Source organism: Citrobacter sp. RHBSTW-00859 (genome assembly GCF_013729795.1).
Taxonomy (GTDB): Bacteria; Pseudomonadota; Gammaproteobacteria; order Enterobacterales; family Enterobacteriaceae; genus Citrobacter; species Citrobacter braakii.
Genome location: NZ_CP056284.1, coordinates 1756048 through 1773927, shown reverse-complemented (window position 1 = coordinate 1773927; position 17880 = coordinate 1756048). Strand labels below are relative to the sequence as shown.

The following is a 17880-nucleotide window of genomic DNA, read 5'->3' as shown; positions in this document are numbered from 1 at the left end:
CAGAATACTCTTCCTGCAGTGCTTAGCCTTAAGAATAGCCTTCACTTTTTATATTTTGTTATTAACGGTTTGCCTTAATTTACTCAAGCATTAAGGAAGAAAATATGCCACAACAAAATTATCTGGATGAGCTCACGCCTGCTTTTACCCCATTATTAGCAATAAAAGAGGCTTCCCGCTGTTTATTATGTCACGACGCCCCTTGTAGTCAGGATTGCCCGGCGCAAACAGACCCAGGGAAATTTATTCGCTCTATTTATTTTCGTAATTTTAAAGGCGCTGCCGAAACTATCCGCGAAAATAATGCGCTCGGTGCGGTGTGCGCCCGGGTTTGCCCAACCGAAAAATTATGCCAGCGCGGATGTACGCGCTCAGGAATTGATAAACCTATCGATATTGCACGTCTGCAACGCTTTATTACCGATTTTGAACAGCAGACCGCAATGAAAATCTATCAGCCGGCAACAAAAACGCTCGGCAAGGTAGCTATCATCGGGGCGGGTCCGGCAGGGTTACAGGCCAGCGTAACGCTAAGTAATCTTGGTTATGATGTCACAATCTTCGAAAAACAGGCCCAGCCAGGTGGCTGGTTGCGTTATGGCATTCCTGAGTTTCGTCTGCCGCAAGCAGTTTTGGATCTTGAAATTGCCCGTATCGTTGAAATGGGCGTGACCATCGAGTGCAATTGTGAAGTCGGCAATGCCCTTTCCGTTGAGCAACTCAAAGCAGAATACCGCGCCGTACTGGTTACCGTTGGGATGTCTTACGGTTCAACATTACCTCTGTTTGAGAGGGCGAATCACGTCGAAATCGCCGTCGATTTTCTGCAACGAGCCCGGCAATCCAACGGCGATATTACCGTCGCACAAAGTGCATTAATCATCGGCGGTGGCGACGTGGCGATGGATGTCGCCAGTACGTTAAAACTGCTGGGCTGCCCGTCAGTCACCTGTGTCGCGCGTGAAGAACTCGCCGACTTCCCGGCCAGCGACAAAGAATTCAGCAGCACACAGGCTTTAGGGGTGTCGATAATTGACGGCTTCACGCCCGTGGCGGTTAGCGGAAATCGAGTCACCTTTAAGCACGTACGCCTGCCAGGAGAACTCACGCTTGAAGCCGAACAGATTATTCTCGCCGTCGGCCAACATGCTCAGCTTGATAATTTCGCCGCGTTAAAACCACAGCGCAATCTTATCGATACGCACAATTATCAAACCGCCGATCCGGCTCTGTTTGCTGCAGGCGATATTGTTAAAGGCGATAAAACCGTTGTTTACGCCGTGAAAACGGGAAAAGAAGCCGCTCAGGCCATTCATCACTATTTAGAGGGAGCTTGCTCATGTTAACGAAAGATCTTTCTATTACTTTTTGCGGCGTCAAATTCCCCAACCCGTTCTGCCTCTCTTCCTCTCCGGTGGGCAACTGTTATGAAATGTGCGCCAAAGCCTATGATAGCGGCTGGGGTGGCATTGTTTTTAAAACGATCGGGTTCTTTATTGCTAATGAAGTCTCCCCACGCTTTGACCATCTCACCAAAGAAGATACCGGCTTTATTGGCTTCAAAAATATGGAACAAATTGCCGAGCATCCGCTGGAGGAGAATCTGGCCGCAATTCGTCGACTGAAACAGGACTACCCGGACAAAGTCCTGATTGCGTCGATTATGGGGGAAAATGAGCAGCAATGGCAGGAACTGGCCCGCCTGGTTGAAGACGCGGGTGCCGACATGATCGAGTGTAACTTCTCGTGCCCGCAAATGACCTCACATGCCATGGGTAGCGATGTCGGGCAAAGCCCTGAGCTGGTTGAAAAGTATTGTCGGGCCGTTAAACGCGGCTCGTCCCTGCCGATGCTGGCGAAAATGACACCGAACATTGGTGATATGTGTGAGGTGGCTCTGGCAGCAAAACACGGAGGTGCCGACGGTATCGCGACAATCAATACGGTTAAATCCATCACGAATATCGATCTGAACCGAAAAATCGGGATGCCGATCGTCAACGGTAAATCCAGTATTTCCGGCTACTCCGGCAAGGCCGTTAAACCTATTGCTTTGCGATTTATCCAACAACTGCGCATGCACCCTGAACTGCGCGATTTCCCGATTAGCGGCATCGGGGGAATTGAGACCTGGGAAGATGCCGCCGAGTTTTTACTGTTAGGCGCGGCCACGCTGCAGGTGACCACCGGGATCATGCAGTATGGCTACCGGATTGTGGAGGACATGGCCAGCGGGCTGTCACATTACCTCGCCGATCAAGGGTTTGACTCACTGGAGGAGATGGTTGGTCTTGCCAATGCCAATATCATCCCCGCGGAGGATCTTGACCGAAGCTACATCGTCTACCCGAACATCCATATTGATAAATGCGTTGGCTGTGGCCGCTGCTACATCTCCTGTTATGACGGTGGACATCAGGCGATGGAATGGAATGAGGAAACCCGCACACCGCACTGCAACACAGAAAAATGTGTGGGATGCCTGCTGTGTGGTCACGTTTGCCCGGTAGCCTGTATTGAGCTGGGTGAGGTGAAATTTAAACCCGGTCAGAAAGAGCATGCGTTAACGTTGTAACGCTGACAAAAAAGCCCGGTACAGATTACGCTGCACCGGGCTTTTTGCGGTATACGATTACTTCTTACGCGCGTACTTCAGTGAGTCCAGCGCGACCGCGAAGATGATAATGCCGCCCTTGATAATGTACTGCCAGTAAGGGTTCACGCCAATGTAGGTCAGACCGTAGTTGATGACGGTGAAGATAATCACACCGGTCACCACGCCAAACACGGTCCCTACCCCGCCGCTGAACGACACGCCGCCAACCACGCACGCCGCAATCGCATCCAGCTCATACATAAAGCCGAGGTTGTTAGTCGCCGAGCCGATACGCCCGGCTTCGAGCAAACCACCGAAGGCATAAAACACGCCAGACAACGCATAGATGATCAGCAGGTTCAGCGCAACGTTGACCCCGGACACTTTCGCGGCTTCAGGGTTTCCGCCGATGGCGAAAATGTTTTTACCGAAGCGGGTCTTGTTCCACAGCACCCAGACAAACGCCACCGCAATCAGCGCATAGAAGGTGATGTAGGAGAGGCGGAAACTACCCAGCGCAATAAAGCCCTGCGCGAAGGTGGAGAATCCGCTGTCAAAGCCAGAAATTGGCGATGCGCCGACAAAGTCGTAGTACAGGGAGTTGATCCCGTAAACGATGATCATCGTACCCAGGGTGGTAATAAACGGCGTCACATTCAGATAAGCAATGATAATACCGTTCACCAGACCGATAATGGCGCCAATCACGCAAACAATCAGCACCACCACGATGATTGGCATTGTAGCCATTTCCGGGAACACCTTGTTGGCGTTCTCCATTGACTGTAGCAAGGTTGCCGCCACGACTGCCGCCAGGCCAACCTGACGTCCCGCCGACAGGTCTGTCCCTTGGGTAACAATCAGCCCGGCCACACCCAATGCGATAATAATACGCACCGAGGATTGCGTCAGAATATTACTCAGGTTCAGTAAGCTTAAGAAAGTGGGATCCTGGAAAATAATAATCGCCAGCAAAACCAAAAGAACAACGTAAATTCCGCCTTCTTTCAGATAAGTAAGAAAACTTTTCTTATTTAACGCACTCATGAGGAGCCCCTAATCTTAAAGGTGCAAAGACGCAAGACGGAGGATTTCGTTTTGCGTTGTTGTTTTAGTGTCAACAATTCCGGCAACGAGACCATTGCTCATCACCAGAATACGATCGGTAATACCTAGCAGCTCCGGCATTTCAGAGGAAATAATAATAATCCCCTTATCCTTTTTCGCGAGTTCGGCAATCAGCTGATAAATTTCAAATTTCGCGCCAACATCGATACCACGCGTGGGTTCATCTAACATCAGGATTTCTGGCTGCGTTAATAACCAGCGACCAATAACCACCTTTTGCTGATTACCACCGGACAGTGAACCGATTTGTGTACGATGGCCCGGCGTTTTCACCCTCATTGAGTCAATTACCCACTGGGTATCACTCTTCATGCGGGAATTATCCAGCAGACCAACTTTATTTTTATAGTTTTGGATATTGGAGATTAACGAGTTAAAACCAATATCCAGATACGCGTAAATACCGGTTGAGCGGCGCTCTTCCGTGACCAGCGCAAAACCATGATTAATGGCCTCATTTGCGCTGTGGTTATTAATCTTTTTGCCGTGTAGCGTAATCGTACCCGATGATTTCTCACGAATACCAAAAAGCGTTTCAACGATATCAGTACGTTTTGCGCCGACCAGCCCGGCAATCCCGAGAATTTCCCCTTTGTGCAAATCAAACGAGATATCACGAATCGACGGCTGACGCAGCGAGGTCAGGTTACGTACTTGCAGAATGACTTCACCGGGTTTGTTTTCTTTATTCGGAAAACGTTGGTTCAGTGAACGGCCGACCATCATGGAGATGATCTTATCCATATCCAGCCCTTCCAGCGGCTGGGTCGCAATCCACTGGCCATCGCGCAGCACGGTAATTTCATCGCATAGCTGGAAGATTTCTTCCATCTTGTGAGAAATATAAACAATACCGCATCCACGCTCTTTCAGCTTACGGATAATGGTAAACAGATGATTAACTTCTTTCTCGGTTAACGATGACGTTGGCTCATCCATAATGACGATTTTTGCGTCATAGGAGAACGCTTTCGCAATTTCAATCATCTGCATTTGAGAAACGGATAATGTACCAACGCGCGCACGCGGATCGATATCAATATCCAGCTCATCAAATATCGCTTTGGTATCGCGGTACATTTTGTCCTGATCGACAAACATGCCTTTGGTGGGATAGCGTCCCAGCCACATGTTATCCATCACAGAACGTTGTAATACCAGGTTTAATTCCTGGTGTACCATCGAAATACCATTTTCAAGCGCTTCTTTAGCAGAATGAAAATCGATTTCTTTACCCTGAAATAAAATACTACCGGAATCTTTTTGATAGATGCCGAAAAGACATTTCAATAATGTTGATTTCCCCGCGCCATTCTCCCCCATTAAGGCATGAATGGAATGTGGGCGGACTTTTAAATTGACATTATCAAGAGCCTTAACGCCGGGGAAGGACTTGTTGATGCCGGTCATTTCCAACAAGTATTCGCCTGACGACTGAGTATGTGTGCTGACCATAATTATACCTTGTTGGCCTTGCAGAGTGCGTTATTAAGGGCGCAATGACATTGCGCCCAAAGACGGAATATTTACTTATTGGTAAACTCTGCCAGATTATCTTTATCGACACCTACGTACGGAACGCGAACAATTTTGTTCTCAATTTTCCAGTTAGTGCCATCTGCCGCACCTTTACCGTCAGCCAGGTTTTTCGCCAGATCGAAGGTGGCTTTCGCCTGGTTGTTGGCGTCGTTCAGCACGGTACCAGCCATTGCGCCAGATTTCACCAGAGCCAGCGCTTCAGGCAGCGCATCCACACCAAATACCGGTACGCTGGTTTTGTTGTGCGCTTTCAGTGCTTCAACTGCGCCCATTGCCATCGCATCGTTGTTTGCGATAACCACTTCGATTTTGTTGGCGTTCGGACCGGACATCCACGCATCCATTTTATCTTTTGCCTGAGCGGTATCCCACATTGCAGTATCTAACTGCAGTTGCTCAGTTTTAATGCCTTTATCGTTCAGCTCTTTAATCACGTAAGTGGTACGTGCTTCAGCGTCCGGGTGTCCCGGTTCGCCTTTCAGCAGAACAAACTGAATTTTGCCGTCTTTGTTCAGGTCCCAGTTCGGGTTCGCTGCCCAGTGTTTGGCGATCAAATCACCCTGAATAATACCGGACTCTTTAGAGTCGGTACCGACGTAAAACGCTTTGTCATAGCTGTCCAGCGCCTTACGAGAAGGTTCTTTGTTAAAGAACACGATCGGTACGTTCTGCCCGCGTGCTTTTTCAATGACCGTGCCTGCCGCTGCCGGGTCAACCAGGTTAATCGCCAGTGCTTTAACGCCTTTTGCCAGCAGCACGTCGATCTGGTCGTTTTGTTTGGACTGGTCGTTTTGCGAGTCATTCATTAGCAGCTGTACATCTGGCGCCGCTTTGGCATCTTTTTCAATAGCCTTACGTACTACAGACATAAAGTTATCGTCATACTTATAGATAGTCACACCAATGCGGGTATCAGCAGCGTGCGCAGCCGCGCCGAATAACATGCTTGCCATTACAGCAGACAGGGTCAACACCTTCTTATTCATGGTATCTCCGGTTTTATTATGCAGGGTAGTACTTGAGATAAATGCTCGGCAGGCAGAACGTTACTGAAGTGTTACTGAACGCCGAAGCTCACTTTTAAAAAATATTTCTTCCGTGTCTGGCAACGCTCCAAAAACAGGCTTTAATTTTTGTTTAAGGCACCTTTACCTCGGTGAAAGTGATTATTCACCGTTACATAGTAGTTACAGCGCAACAAACAGTGTCATCATAGCTATCGCATTGTTAATATACTGTGAATTTACTCACATATTGAAAGCGGTTACATCGCGCAACGTTATGAGTTAGTGATCGGTGCCGCATTCTGCCGAAGCGCCACAGAATGGCGACGCACCAGCGTCGGCATAAAGCAGTGCGTCGCCTCCAGGTCTAACGTGCCTGCAGCCCCCTGTAGCGCAAGCTCCGTCGCCATTTTTGCCATGGAGGCAATGGGATAGCGTACGGTGGTCAGTTGCGGATCGGTGTAACGCGCGATAGGAATATCATCAAAGCCAATGATAGAAAGGTGTAATGGAATAGCGATGCCGTTGTCTTTTAGCGCGGTCAGCGCGCCGGCAGCCATATTGTCGTTATAGGCGAAAACCGCCGTCAGTTGTAAGTTACGTCCCAGCAGTTCTACCATCGCAGACTCTCCGCCCTGCATATCGGGCGAACCGGTGCCGACCCAACTTTCTGCCGCAACAATCCCCTGCTCTTTCAGGGCTGTTAACCACCCTTCTTTGCGCATGGTGTCATCTTCAATGCGATGGCTTGACGCCAGATAACCGATGCGTTGATGACCATTATTTAGCAGCATTCGGGTCGCCATTTTGGCACCGCTGATGTTATCCAGGCAGACGCAGCGGTGGGCGTAACCCGGCACCAGACGGTTGATCAGCACCATGCCGGGGATCTGATCCATAAACTCGGCCAGTTCCCGATCGCTCAGTGCTTTAGAGTGTACAATCAGTGCGTTACAGCGCTGACGAATCAACACCTCAATGGCATGACGTTCTTTTTCAGCCTCATGGTAGCTGTTGCCAATCAGGACATACTTCTGATGCTGCTGGGCAACCATATCCACGGCTTTTACCAGCGCGCCAAAAAAGGCGTCTGATACATCCATGACCACAACACCAATCGTGTCGCTCACCTGCGTCGCCAGCGCTTGCGCGTTGGCATTAGGTCGATAGCCCAGCAGAGTAACTGCCTTCATTACCGCTTCACGCGTATCGGGACTCACCAGCGCACTGTTGTTCAGTACGCGGGAAACGGTCGCTACAGAAACGCCAGACTGTCGTGCCACATCACGTATGGTGATCATATTCACTGCCCTGTTTTAGATTGCGGTTGCCCGCAGACACCCCAGGCTGGGTATTTTGTCAGCACAATGAAACGCACTGCGTGAGAGATGTCACAGGAATGAAAGCGCTTACATCCGTTTTGTTAATGAATGTGATCCAGATCGTTATCTGGATGTACGCGGCAATGATGTCCCCGCAGCACGCAGGGTTAATTGACGCCACAGCCATTCCACCGGGCCCTGGCGGTAAAAACGTAGCCATATGACGGAGAAAAGTAGGTTAACGGCCCAAACCGGAATGACGAAATACAGCAGCTCCAGTCGGTCAAATTTCATAAATAAGCCGACCTGGTAAAACAGCGTGGTGCAGATTAAGGTTTGTAACAGATAGTTAGTTAATGCCATGCGCCCCACACAGGCGATGGCAATGACCCATTTTAAGCGGCTAAGCTGCGGCCAGAAGCCGAACATCAGCGCGGCGTAACCAATGGTTTGCAACGGCGCGCCCAGCTCTCGCGGGGCTTGTAGCAAGAAGGCACACCAGCGATATGCCCAGTCCAGATGCCACTGAGCGACGATAGCAGGCAGGTTAATCGCCATCCCGAGAATGACCAGCAGTACACCGGTGCGTCGGTAATGCTGTAAGCTGTACTGCCCTTTTAACCAACCGCTGCGCATCAATGCCGCGCCGAGCAGCATCATCCCCGCCAGTTGCCAGCCGTACTGTGCGCCCAGCGCCAGCAAGCTATTGGACATCATATCCACGCGATTGCTGACGGCTTCCATTCCACCGTTTATTTTCCAGTATTTTTCATACAGCAACGCTGAGGCATCCGGCGTCCAGGCACGACTGGTCTCACTCCCGGAGATTACCCCCAGCAGCAGCAATACGCCAACGCCCACCAGATAAAGCAGTACGCCGGTGTTAAATAAGCTTTTTACCGACGGCGCATCACGGATCAACCGCCAACAAATCAGGCCGATTAAGCCATATGCCAGCAGGATATCGCCATCCCAGAAGAGTAAACCGTGAATAAAACCCAATAGAACCAGCAGCGTAAGCCGCGACTGGATCCAGCGTTTACCGCGCGGGAGCAGCATTTGCAGACCGGCACCGAACAGCAGCGCAAACAGCGTGAGGAATTTTACCTGCGCAAAGAGATCGAGCAGCGCCCAGGTCCAGGCGTCGGATAAGGTGATGTTGCCATACCACGCGGGATTGAGGTATGCCGCCTTTGGCAAGCCAAAGGCGCTAATATTGAGAAGCAGGATACCAAGAATGGCGACGCCACGAATAAAATCCAGCGTGACATTACGCTCCATGGTCCCTGCCCTAATCAGTTGTGATGACGTACTGCGCGCAGGAATTCCTGACGCGTATTCTGGCTGGACTTAAACAATCCGCCAAGAGAAGTGGTCGTGGTCGCACTGGTCGCATCGCGAATGCCGCGCGCTTTCACACAGTAATGTACCGCATCAATCGACACAGCCACATTATTCGTCCCGAGCAGAGTTTGCAGCGCGGTGAGAATTTGCTGGGTGAGACGTTCCTGAACCTGCGGACGCTGTGCGAAAAACTGCACAATGCGGTTAATCTTCGACAGACCAATGACCGAATCTTTTGGGATATACGCCACCGTCGCTTTGCCATCGATAGTAACAAAGTGGTGTTCGCAGGTGCTGGTCAGCGTGATATCGCGAACCGTGACCATCTCGTCCACCTTCATTTTGTTTTCAATGACGGTAATTTTCGGGAAGTTGGCGTAGTCGAGGCCGGAGAAAATCTCATCGACATACATTTTCGCAATGCGATGCGGAGTTTCCATCAAACTGTCATCGCTCAAATCGAGATTGAGCAACTGCATAATCTCGGTCATATGGCCCGAGATAAGACGTTTGCGCGTTTCGTTATCCATCTCTTGCACGGGCGGGCGTAGTGGCGTTTCAAGACCACGCGCGACCAGCGCTTCATGAACCAGGGCCGCTTCTTTACTGAGTGATGACATTTCTTCTTCTCCTGCAGGTGGGGCGCCTCTGCCCTGCATGGGGCAAAGTTTTTAGGCGGTGTCACAGCCAGAACATTGTGCGTGAGGCGGCGCACATAATCCAGTATTCACCGCGATAATTATTGAAATTGGCACAGCCTTTCAGCGTAGCGATTTCACTTGTCGTTCTACCCGGCGACGTCGAGTGTTAATGTAAAGTTATATAGATGATGAAGTATGTTTGCTCAATGCGGAAGTGAAAGTTGCTCACAGTGCCATGAATAATCTGTATTATGGTGAGTTCGCAAACATATTCAGGTTCAACACAACAAGGAGCCCCGCATGGAAATGCTTGAAGAGCACCGCTGTTTTGAAGGCTGGCAGCAACGCTGGCGTCACGACTCCGCCACGTTAAATTGCACCATGACCTTCAGTATTTTTCTTCCTCCCCCGCGCGATAACACCCCGCCTCCGGTGCTGTACTGGCTGTCGGGTCTGACATGCAATGATGAAAACTTCACGACTAAAGCCGGCGCACAACGCATTGCGGCTGAGCTGGGCATTGTACTGGTGATGCCGGACACCAGTCCGCGCGGCGAACAGGTTGCCAATGATGATGGCTACGATTTAGGCCAGGGGGCGGGATTTTACCTCAATGCCACCCAACAGCCGTGGGCAACGCATTTTCGCATGTATGACTATCTGCGTGATGAGCTGCCGGCACTGATTCAATCGCAGTTTAACGTCAGCGATCGCTGCGCCATCAGTGGACACTCCATGGGCGGTCACGGCGCATTGATTATGGCGCTGAAAAATCCCGGGAAATACACCAGCATTTCCGCCTTTGCGCCGATCGTAAATCCTTGCCGCGTTCCGTGGGGGGAGAAGGCTTTTAGCGCGTATCTGGGTGAAGATAAATCACAGTGGGCCGCGTGGGACAGCTGCGAGTTAATGTTGGCCAGCAAGCCCGCAGACGCGATTCCGACGCTTATTGATCAGGGAGACAGCGATCAGTTTCTCGCCGATCAGCTGCAACCCGCGGTACTAGCCGAAACGGCCCGTCAAACCGCATGGCCAATGACGCTACGCATCCAGCCAGGTTACGACCATAGCTATTACTTTATTGCGTCGTTTATTGAGGATCACCTGCGCTTCCACGCCCAGTATTTGTTGAAGTAACGCCTGAGTGAGGGCGCCAGCCCTCTTCATTTCTCCATCATTCCTTCACTTTTTCTCCTTTTTTCTTTCTCCACTATCCTATTGATTTAAAAAGCATTACCCTCAAAACAAGATCAAACACAAATGATTTCGATTATCATTTGTGTTTACAAACATTCATACTTTTGTACAATCCATTCGCTTCTTTACTGAAAAGAGTCCTTAAAAGACAAATACATACAATTGTCATGGCCTTTCACATGACGCGCTGATCGTTACCCTAAATAATTCGAGTTGTATGAACGCGCGTAGCCACGCATCTGCAACTTGAAGTATGCCGGGTAAATTCATTTAAATGGAATGATACAAATGACTATACCTCACGTTAAGGCTGTAGCTGCCGCAGTATGCGTCGCCAGTCTCCCATCACTCGGGCATGCCGCTGAACAAGACACCGTGGTGGTTACCGCCACCGGCTTCGAGCAGAAAATTCAGGACGCTCCCGCTTCGATATCTGTTATTACCAAGCAGCAGATTGAGGACAAAGCCTATCGCGATGTTACCGATGCGCTAAAAGATGTCCCTGGCGTCGTCGTCACCGGCGGGGGTAGCAGCAGCGATATCAGTATTCGTGGTATGGCTTCGCAATACACGCTCTTCCTGGTCAACGGTAAACGCATCAGCACACGCGGCACACGTCCTAACAGCGACAACTCAGGTATTGAGCAAGGTTGGCTGCCGCCGCTGGAATCCATCGAGCGTATCGAGGTAATCCGTGGCCCAATGTCATCTCTGTACGGCTCCGATGCGATGGGCGGCGTCATCAACGTCATCACCAAGAAAGTGTCGAATACCAAAGCCTGGACCGGCTCTCTGCACGGCGATGCCACTTTCCAGGAAGACAGAGACTCCGGCGATATTTATCAGACCAACGCCTATGCGTCTGGGCCACTGATTGACGGATTACTCGGCGCAAAAGTGACCGGATTATTCTCTCATCGGGCGGAGGACAAAATCCTCAATGGCTACAATGAACAGCGTATGCGTAACGGGGGCTTAACCCTGAACTTTACGCCAGATGATAAAAATGACATCGACTTCGATTACGCACGTGAACTGCAGGATCGCGACAGTACGCCAGGCAAATCCATGGCCGAGGAAAGCTGCCGCAACGGAAGCTGCAAGCCCAACAGTAAAAGCGAAAACAAGTATGTGCACACAACGTATTCACTAACCCACAGCGGTTATTACGACGACTTCAACTCCACCAGCTATGTCCAGCAGGAAGAGACCGAAAACCCAGGTCGCCAGATGAAGTCCTACAACACGATTTTCAATAACCAGAACCAGGTCTTCCTTGGGGCGCACACCCTGACGTTGGGCGGGCAATACCGTTATGAAAAACTGAGTGATAACGGCAACCAGCTGCAAGCTGCTGATGGACTGAACAAACTGACCCGCTGGAGCTGGGCGCTGTTTGCTGAAGATGAGTGGGCCGTTACCGATACCTTCACGCTGACTGGCGGTCTGCGTATGGATAAAGATGAAAACTACGGCGACAACTGGACGCCGCGCGGTTATGGCGTATGGCATCTGAGCGATCAATGGACCTTAAAAGGCGGCGTTTCAGCGGGCTATCGCGCACCGGATCTGCGCCAGTCGTCTGCCAGTTGGGGACAGGTCACCGGCGGCGGTAGACTAAACGGAATCATTGTCGGCAACCCGGACCTGAAGCCGGAGAAAAGCCTCAGCGAAGAGATCGGTTTACTGTGGGATAACGGCAACGATCTCAACGCGGGCGTGACGCTGTTCAATACTGACTTCAAAGACAAAATCACCGAAGTGCGCCGCTGTAACAGCAGCTCCGATCCGGCCTGTACCATCGGCAATACCCACTATGACTTCGTCAGCGATCGCGTTAACGTCGATAAAGCCAATATGCGCGGCGTAGAATCCACTTTCGGCTGGAAGATGACTTCCGACATCAACTGGACGGCGAACTACACTTACACGGAATCTGAACAGAAAAGCGGTCAGTTCTCCGGTCAGCCATTGAACAAAATGCCAAAGCATATGTTCAACACCACGCTGGACTGGCAGGCCACGCAGGATCTCGGTTTCTGGAGCCGTCTGAATCTGCGCGGGAAAACGTCTGAATACCTGAGCCGTACCTCCATGGCGCAGGGCACCCCGTCCTATACTCAGGTCGATGTTGGTTTGCGCTATTATGCAAACAAAGATCTGCTGATGACCGCTGGCGTGTATAACGTGCTGGATAAGCAAATCGATTACGATACCTACGACACTGTTCTCGATGGTCGTCGTTACACGGTTGGCCTGACTTACAGCTTCTAAGTCTGGCGCAGTAAAAAAACCCCGGCACTCATCATGCCGGGGTTTTTGTTATGCTTTTTATACTGTTATTTCTTCACGCGATCCGGGAATTTCATTTCGCTGTAGCGAACAAAATGAGTTCCTTTCGCCAGCTTATAGCCAAACCAGATAATCAGGAACAGCGGGATACCGATATAGGTTGCCATCACGCCGCCCCAGTCAATGCTATCTTTCAGGAACGCTTCGTAGTTCTGGCCCAGAGTGATAATCAGGCACAGCACAAAGGCGAAGATCGGACCCAGCGGGAAGAAGCCAGAACGGTACGGCAGATCCTTCACATCGTGACCCTGCAGCACATAACCGCGACGGAAGCGATAGTGGCTAATAGCAATCCCCAGCCAGGCGATAAAACCCGTCATCCCGGAGGTGTTCAGCAGCCAGAGGTACACGGTCTGGTTACCAAACATCGAGGTCAGGAAACACAGCCCCGCCACCACAGTCGTCGCATACAGCGCGTTACGCGGAACACCGCCACGAGACAGTTTGCCGAAAATACGCGGCGCTTTACCGTCGCATGCCAGGGTGTAAAGCATACGCGTGGAGGCATACATCCCGGAGTTACCCGCTGACAGTACCGCCGTCAGGATAACCGCGTTCATTACTGCTGCGGCTGACAGCAGACCCGCATGCTGGAATACCAACGTGAACGGGCTAACGCTGATGTCTTTCACATCGTTGCGCAGCAGGCTCGGATCGGTGTACGGGATAATCAGGCTGATAATCAAAATCGCGAACACATAGAACAGCAGGATTCGCCAAAACACCTGACGCACCGCACGTGGAATGTTCTTTTCAGGATCTTCAGATTCGCCTGCCGCGATACCGATCAGCTCTGTTCCCTGGAAGGAGAAGCCGACGATCATCGCCACGCCAATCATAGCGGCAAAACCCCCGGCAAACGGAGCATCACCGGTCGTCCAGTTGCTCCAGCCCACCGGCTGAGTGCCTTTGAAGATACCGAAAATCATCATCACGCCAACCACGATGAAGATAATTACAGTGGTAACTTTGATCAGCGAGAACCAGTATTCCGCTTCACCAAATCCGCGAACGGAAATGTAGTTCAGCAGGAAGATAACGCCGAGGAACAGTGCGCTCCAGATCCAGCCCGGCGTGTCCGGGAACCACCAGCTCATCACCAGTTGTGCGGCCACCAGGTCAACGGCAATCGTTACCGCCCAGTTGTACCAGTAGTTCCAGCCCAGCGCGAAGCCAAAGCCTTCTTCTACGTAGTTTTGACCGTAAGTGGAGAACGAGCCGGAAACCGGCATATAGGCAGCCAGTTCACCGAGGCTGGTCATCAGGAAGTACACCATCAGACCGATCAGGATATAAGAGAACAACGCGCCGCCAGGACCCGCCGCAGAAATAGTTGCACCAGATGCAACGAAAAGACCTGTACCGATGGAGCCTCCAATGGCAATCATCGTCAGGTGACGCGCCTTCAGTTCACGACGTAGCGTGGGCGCTTCTGTGGTTTTAGTTTCGGAAACCATGTGAAAATGCTATCCATCCAAAAAATGAGGCGCGATTGTAGCAGACGAAATGGCATTCTTCCGGCACAAATGCGCTGTTATAAGAGACCTTCATGACTGGCCGCGGATTATAAGTAAAGCAGAAAACGGGCGGCACAAGGCGGTTAAGACGTAACAGCCATTATGGATAGAGTGACCTGACGAGAGTTAGCGCGCTATTCGCCCTACTCAACCTGGTCGCTGTAATATAAAAAACGCGTAATGGCATTGGAGATATGTTTTTGCCGGTGATGAACGCGCCAGAGAGTGCGCACTAAACGCGGCAGTGGCACGGTAACTTCGCTCAGCGTCCCTGCCTGTAACTGCTCCGCAATGACCCGACGCGACAAACAGCTGATCCCGAGACCATGGCGCACCGCATGCTTAATGGCCTCGGAGTTCCCCAACTCCATCGCCATCTGAAATCTTGGCAGATGAGACAACAGCAGGTAATCCACCAGTTCACGCGTACCCGATCCTCGCTCACGCAGGATCCACGGCGAAGCAGCCAGCTGTTCAAGCGTAACGGGCCCCTTTGTGAGCGGTGACGACGGTGCGGCAAACACCACCAGTTCGTCCTCCAGCCACGGTTCAGAGATGATTTCCGTACTGTGACACGGCCCTTCAATCAGCCCGATGTCTACCCGAAAATCCAGCACCGCATTGATCACGTCCTGGCTGTTGCCCACGCTAAGTTCCAGCGGCAAATCAGGGAAGTCCTGGCGATAACGGGCGATCATGGCGGGCAGAATATAATTACCGATGGTGCTACTGGCATAGACCCGAATGGCGCCATTATCTTTGCGAAAAAGCTGTTCGATTTCGGTCGTTTGCTCAAGTAACGCCAGCGCGCGCGGATAAAGCAAGCGTCCGTGTTCGTTAACCACCAGCCGTTTGCCGACACGGTCAAACAGTTGCACGCCAAGTTGCCCTTCCAGATCGGTAAGCGCCGCACTCACCGCCGACTGCGACAATGCCAGCATGACAGATGCCTGGGTCGTTGAGCCGCTTTTTAGTACCTCAGCAAACACTTCAAGTTGTCGCAGGGTGATATGCATAGTCGTTTTCCACCGGATAGCCGTTACTTATACCCTAAATAATTCGAGTTGCAGGAAGGCGGCAAGAGAGAGCATCCCCCGGAGCGTACTTAAGTACGTGACTGGGGTGAACGAGCGCAGCCAACGCACATGCAACTTGAAGTATGACGGGTATACCACTTATATAGATTAATTATAAATATATAATCAATTTTATTTTTAAACCACTTCGCCTTACTCTTTTACCCAGATAAAGGAGAAGGATATGACAGAACTCACCTTACAGACTCATCGTCGTACAGCGTGGCATTTTATTCCGGGGCTTGCCCTGAGTGCAGTTATCACTGGGGTCGCCTTATGGGGAGGATCCATTCCCGCCGTCGCAGGTGCCGGGTTCAGCGCCCTCACCTTAGCCATCTTATTGGGGATGATTCTCGGCAACACCGTCTATCCGCACATCTGGAAAAGCTGTGACGGCGGCGTGCTGTTCGCGAAACAACATTTATTACGTCTGGGGATTATCCTCTACGGTTTCCGCCTCACCTTCGCGCAAATTGCTGACGTCGGCGTCAGCGGTATCGTGATTGATGTGTTAACGCTAAGCAGTACCTTTATGATTGCCTGTTTCCTGGGGCAGAAAGTATTTGGTCTGGACCGTCACACCAGCTGGCTGATTGGCGCGGGTAGCAGCATTTGTGGTGCCGCCGCCGTGCTGGCAACCGAACCAGTGGTGAAAGCAGAAGCCAGTAAAGTGACCGTCGCTGTCGCCACCGTGGTTATCTTCGGTACTATCGCTATCTTCCTGTATCCGGCGATGTATCCGTTGCTTTCACACTGGTTTAGCCCAGAAACCTACGGCATTTACATTGGCTCCACCATGCATGAAGTTGCACAGGTTGTGGCTGCCGGGCACGCCATTAGCCCGGATGCGGAAAACGCCGCGGTTATTGCCAAAATGCTGCGCGTCATGATGCTGGCACCGTTCCTTATCCTCCTGGCCGCACGCGTTAAACAACTGTCTCCGGCCACGGGCGGTGAGAAGAGCAAAATAACCATTCCATGGTTTGCCATCCTGTTCATTGTGGTCGCAATTTTTAACTCGTTCCACCTGCTGCCACAGTCAGTAGTGAACATGCTGGTAACGCTGGACACCATTTTGCTGGCAATGGCGATGGCGGCCCTGGGGTTGACCACGCACGTTAGCGCGCTGAAAAAAGCCGGTGCCAAACCGTTACTGATGGCCCTGCTGCTGTTTGTCTGGCTGATTGTGGGTGGCGGTGCGATTAACGTCGCTATCCACGCGCTGATGGCATAAACGATCACGACTCACCTCTATTAACCCGCTATACTCTCCCTTTTTGTATTTGAGTATGGCGGGTTAAATTTATGAAATATATCGGAGCGCACGTAAGCGCCGCTGGCGGTCTGGCTAACGCCGCTATTCGAGCCGCAGAAATCGAAGCGACCGCATTCGCCCTGTTCACCAAAAATCAGCGCCAGTGGCGTGCCGCGCCGCTGACCACCGAAATCATTGATGATTTTAAATCTGCCTGCGAGAAGTATCATTATACTGCCGCCCAAATCCTGCCTCACGACAGTTACCTGATTAACCTCGGTCATCCGGTTAGCGATGCGCTGGAAAAATCACGTGATGCGTTTATAGATGAAATGCAGCGCTGTGAACTGCTGGGCTTATCCTTGCTGAACTTTCACCCGGGCAGCCATTTGATGCAGATCCCGGAAGATGAGTGTCTGGCGCGCATTGCCGAATCCATCAACATCGCCCTTGCTCAGACCCAGGGCGTTACGGCAGTTATCGAAAATACCGCCGGACAAGGCAGCAACCTTGGATTTAAGTTTGAGCACCTTGCCGCCATTATCGACGGCGTCGAAGATAAGTCCCGCGTCGGCGTCTGTATTGATACCTGCCATGCCTTCGCGGCCGGTTATGATTTGCGCTCCGTCGAGGAATGCGAAAAGACGTTTGCGGAATTTGAGCGTATTGTCGGCTTCAGGTACCTACGCGGTATGCACCTGAACGACGCCAAGAGCGCATTTGGCAGTCGCGTTGACCGTCACCACAGCTTAGGTGAAGGCAATATTGGCCACGATGCCTTCCGTTGGATCATGCAGGACAATCGTTTTGACGGCATTCCGCTGGTGCTCGAAACGATTAATCCGGATATCTGGGCAGAAGAGATTGCCTGGCTGAAAGCCCAGCAAACAGAAAAAGCGGTGGCATAAT

At 51.3% G+C, this 17880-nt stretch carries 14 protein-coding genes; 6 read left to right on the top strand and 8 right to left on the bottom strand.

Annotated features, from left to right (window positions below):
- Nucleotides 1-104 precede the first annotated feature (104 nt).
- Nucleotides 105-1346 (top strand): NAD(P)-dependent oxidoreductase, encoded by a 1242-nt coding sequence (locus tag HV302_RS08730; protein ID WP_181627210.1) that lies wholly within the window; start codon nt 105-107, stop codon nt 1344-1346.
- Nucleotides 1340-2575: an NAD-dependent dihydropyrimidine dehydrogenase subunit PreA gene (gene preA, locus HV302_RS08725; protein ID WP_181627209.1), complete on the top strand. Its 1236-nt coding sequence runs from the start codon at nt 1340-1342 to the stop codon at nt 2573-2575. The genes HV302_RS08730 and preA overlap by 7 nt, the downstream gene beginning before the upstream one ends.
- A 57-nt stretch (nt 2576-2632) precedes the next feature.
- On the opposite strand, the gene mglC is transcribed toward preA, so the two are convergent.
- From mglC to folE, 6 genes are all read right to left on the bottom strand, one after another.
- The gene (gene mglC, locus HV302_RS08720) at nt 2633-3643 is read right to left on the bottom strand and encodes a galactose/methyl galactoside ABC transporter permease MglC (RefSeq protein WP_003027393.1); all 1011 of its coding nucleotides are present in this window, start codon (nt 3641-3643) and stop codon (nt 2633-2635) included.
- Between the two features lie 15 nt (nt 3644-3658).
- A complete protein-coding gene (gene mglA, locus HV302_RS08715) occupies nt 3659-5179 on the bottom strand; it encodes a galactose/methyl galactoside ABC transporter ATP-binding protein MglA (protein ID WP_181627208.1) in 1521 nt (506 codons plus the stop codon).
- A 71-nt stretch (nt 5180-5250) separates the two neighbouring features.
- Nucleotides 5251-6249: a galactose/glucose ABC transporter substrate-binding protein MglB gene (mglB, locus tag HV302_RS08710; protein WP_016153719.1), complete on the bottom strand. Its 999-nt coding sequence runs from the start codon at nt 6247-6249 to the stop codon at nt 5251-5253.
- A gap of 293 nt (nt 6250-6542) precedes the next feature.
- The gene (gene galS / locus HV302_RS08705) at nt 6543-7568 is read right to left on the bottom strand and encodes an HTH-type transcriptional regulator GalS (protein WP_047359172.1); all 1026 of its coding nucleotides are present in this window, start codon (nt 7566-7568) and stop codon (nt 6543-6545) included.
- Nucleotides 7569-7712: 144 nt separating this feature from the next.
- Nucleotides 7713-8870: a DUF418 domain-containing protein YeiB gene (yeiB, locus tag HV302_RS08700; RefSeq protein WP_047500983.1), complete on the bottom strand. Its 1158-nt coding sequence runs from the start codon at nt 8868-8870 to the stop codon at nt 7713-7715.
- Nucleotides 8871-8884: 14 nt separating this feature from the next.
- Entirely contained in the window at nt 8885-9553 is a 669-nt protein-coding gene (gene folE, locus HV302_RS08695) for a GTP cyclohydrolase I FolE (RefSeq protein WP_003027410.1), read from the bottom strand.
- 321 nt (nt 9554-9874) lie between these two features.
- On the opposite strand from folE, the gene fghA reads away from it, so the two are divergent.
- Nucleotides 9875-10711, top strand: coding sequence for an S-formylglutathione hydrolase (fghA, locus tag HV302_RS08690; protein ID WP_016153722.1), 837 nt, complete (start codon nt 9875-9877; stop codon nt 10709-10711).
- A gap of 348 nt (nt 10712-11059) precedes the next feature.
- Nucleotides 11060-13045 (top strand): ligand-gated channel protein, encoded by a 1986-nt coding sequence (locus HV302_RS08685; RefSeq protein WP_016156980.1) that lies wholly within the window; start codon nt 11060-11062, stop codon nt 13043-13045.
- 65 nt (nt 13046-13110) lie between these two features.
- On the opposite strand, the gene lysP is transcribed toward HV302_RS08685, so the two are convergent.
- Both lysP and yieE read right to left on the bottom strand, forming a co-directional pair.
- Complete coding sequence (gene lysP / locus HV302_RS08680) at nt 13111-14580, bottom strand: lysine-specific permease (RefSeq protein ID WP_016153724.1); 1470 nt, start codon at nt 14578-14580, stop codon at nt 13111-13113.
- A gap of 203 nt (nt 14581-14783) precedes the next feature.
- The gene (yieE, locus tag HV302_RS08675; protein ID WP_016153725.1) at nt 14784-15656 is read right to left on the bottom strand and encodes a DNA-binding transcriptional regulator YeiE; all 873 of its coding nucleotides are present in this window, start codon (nt 15654-15656) and stop codon (nt 14784-14786) included.
- A gap of 244 nt (nt 15657-15900) precedes the next feature.
- Here yieE and HV302_RS08670 point away from each other — a divergent pair, with 244 nt between their 5' ends.
- Together HV302_RS08670 and nfo are read left to right on the top strand one after the other, a co-directional pair.
- On the top strand, nt 15901-16950 hold the full coding sequence (locus tag HV302_RS08670) for a YeiH family protein (RefSeq protein WP_016153726.1): 1050 nt from the start codon (nt 15901-15903) through the stop codon (nt 16948-16950).
- 71 nt (nt 16951-17021) lie between these two features.
- Complete coding sequence (nfo, locus tag HV302_RS08665) at nt 17022-17879, top strand: deoxyribonuclease IV (RefSeq protein WP_046275457.1); 858 nt, start codon at nt 17022-17024, stop codon at nt 17877-17879.
- The last annotated feature ends 1 nt before the right edge of the window (nt 17880 follow it).

What these genes read in the sequence shown, in the direction of transcription:
- HV302_RS08730 (WP_181627210.1), top strand. Translation starts at nt 105, where the DNA reads ATGCCACAACAAAATTATCTGGATGAGCTCACGCCTGCTTTTACCCCA.
- preA (WP_181627209.1), top strand. Translation starts at nt 1,340, where the DNA reads ATGTTAACGAAAGATCTTTCTATTACTTTTTGCGGCGTCAAATTCCCC.
- mglC (WP_003027393.1), bottom strand. Translation starts at nt 3,643, where the DNA reads ATGAGTGCGTTAAATAAGAAAAGTTTTCTTACTTATCTGAAAGAAGGC.
- mglA (WP_181627208.1), bottom strand. Translation starts at nt 5,179, where the DNA reads ATGGTCAGCACACATACTCAGTCGTCAGGCGAATACTTGTTGGAAATG.
- mglB (WP_016153719.1), bottom strand. Translation starts at nt 6,249, where the DNA reads ATGAATAAGAAGGTGTTGACCCTGTCTGCTGTAATGGCAAGCATGTTA.
- galS (WP_047359172.1), bottom strand. Translation starts at nt 7,568, where the DNA reads ATGATCACCATACGTGATGTGGCACGACAGTCTGGCGTTTCTGTAGCG.
- yeiB (WP_047500983.1), bottom strand. Translation starts at nt 8,870, where the DNA reads ATGGAGCGTAATGTCACGCTGGATTTTATTCGTGGCGTCGCCATTCTT.
- folE (WP_003027410.1), bottom strand. Translation starts at nt 9,553, where the DNA reads ATGTCATCACTCAGTAAAGAAGCGGCCCTGGTTCATGAAGCGCTGGTC.
- fghA (WP_016153722.1), top strand. Translation starts at nt 9,875, where the DNA reads ATGGAAATGCTTGAAGAGCACCGCTGTTTTGAAGGCTGGCAGCAACGC.
- HV302_RS08685 (WP_016156980.1), top strand. Translation starts at nt 11,060, where the DNA reads ATGACTATACCTCACGTTAAGGCTGTAGCTGCCGCAGTATGCGTCGCC.
- lysP (WP_016153724.1), bottom strand. Translation starts at nt 14,580, where the DNA reads ATGGTTTCCGAAACTAAAACCACAGAAGCGCCCACGCTACGTCGTGAA.
- yieE (WP_016153725.1), bottom strand. Translation starts at nt 15,656, where the DNA reads ATGCATATCACCCTGCGACAACTTGAAGTGTTTGCTGAGGTACTAAAA.
- HV302_RS08670 (WP_016153726.1), top strand. Translation starts at nt 15,901, where the DNA reads ATGACAGAACTCACCTTACAGACTCATCGTCGTACAGCGTGGCATTTT.
- nfo (WP_046275457.1), top strand. Translation starts at nt 17,022, where the DNA reads ATGAAATATATCGGAGCGCACGTAAGCGCCGCTGGCGGTCTGGCTAAC.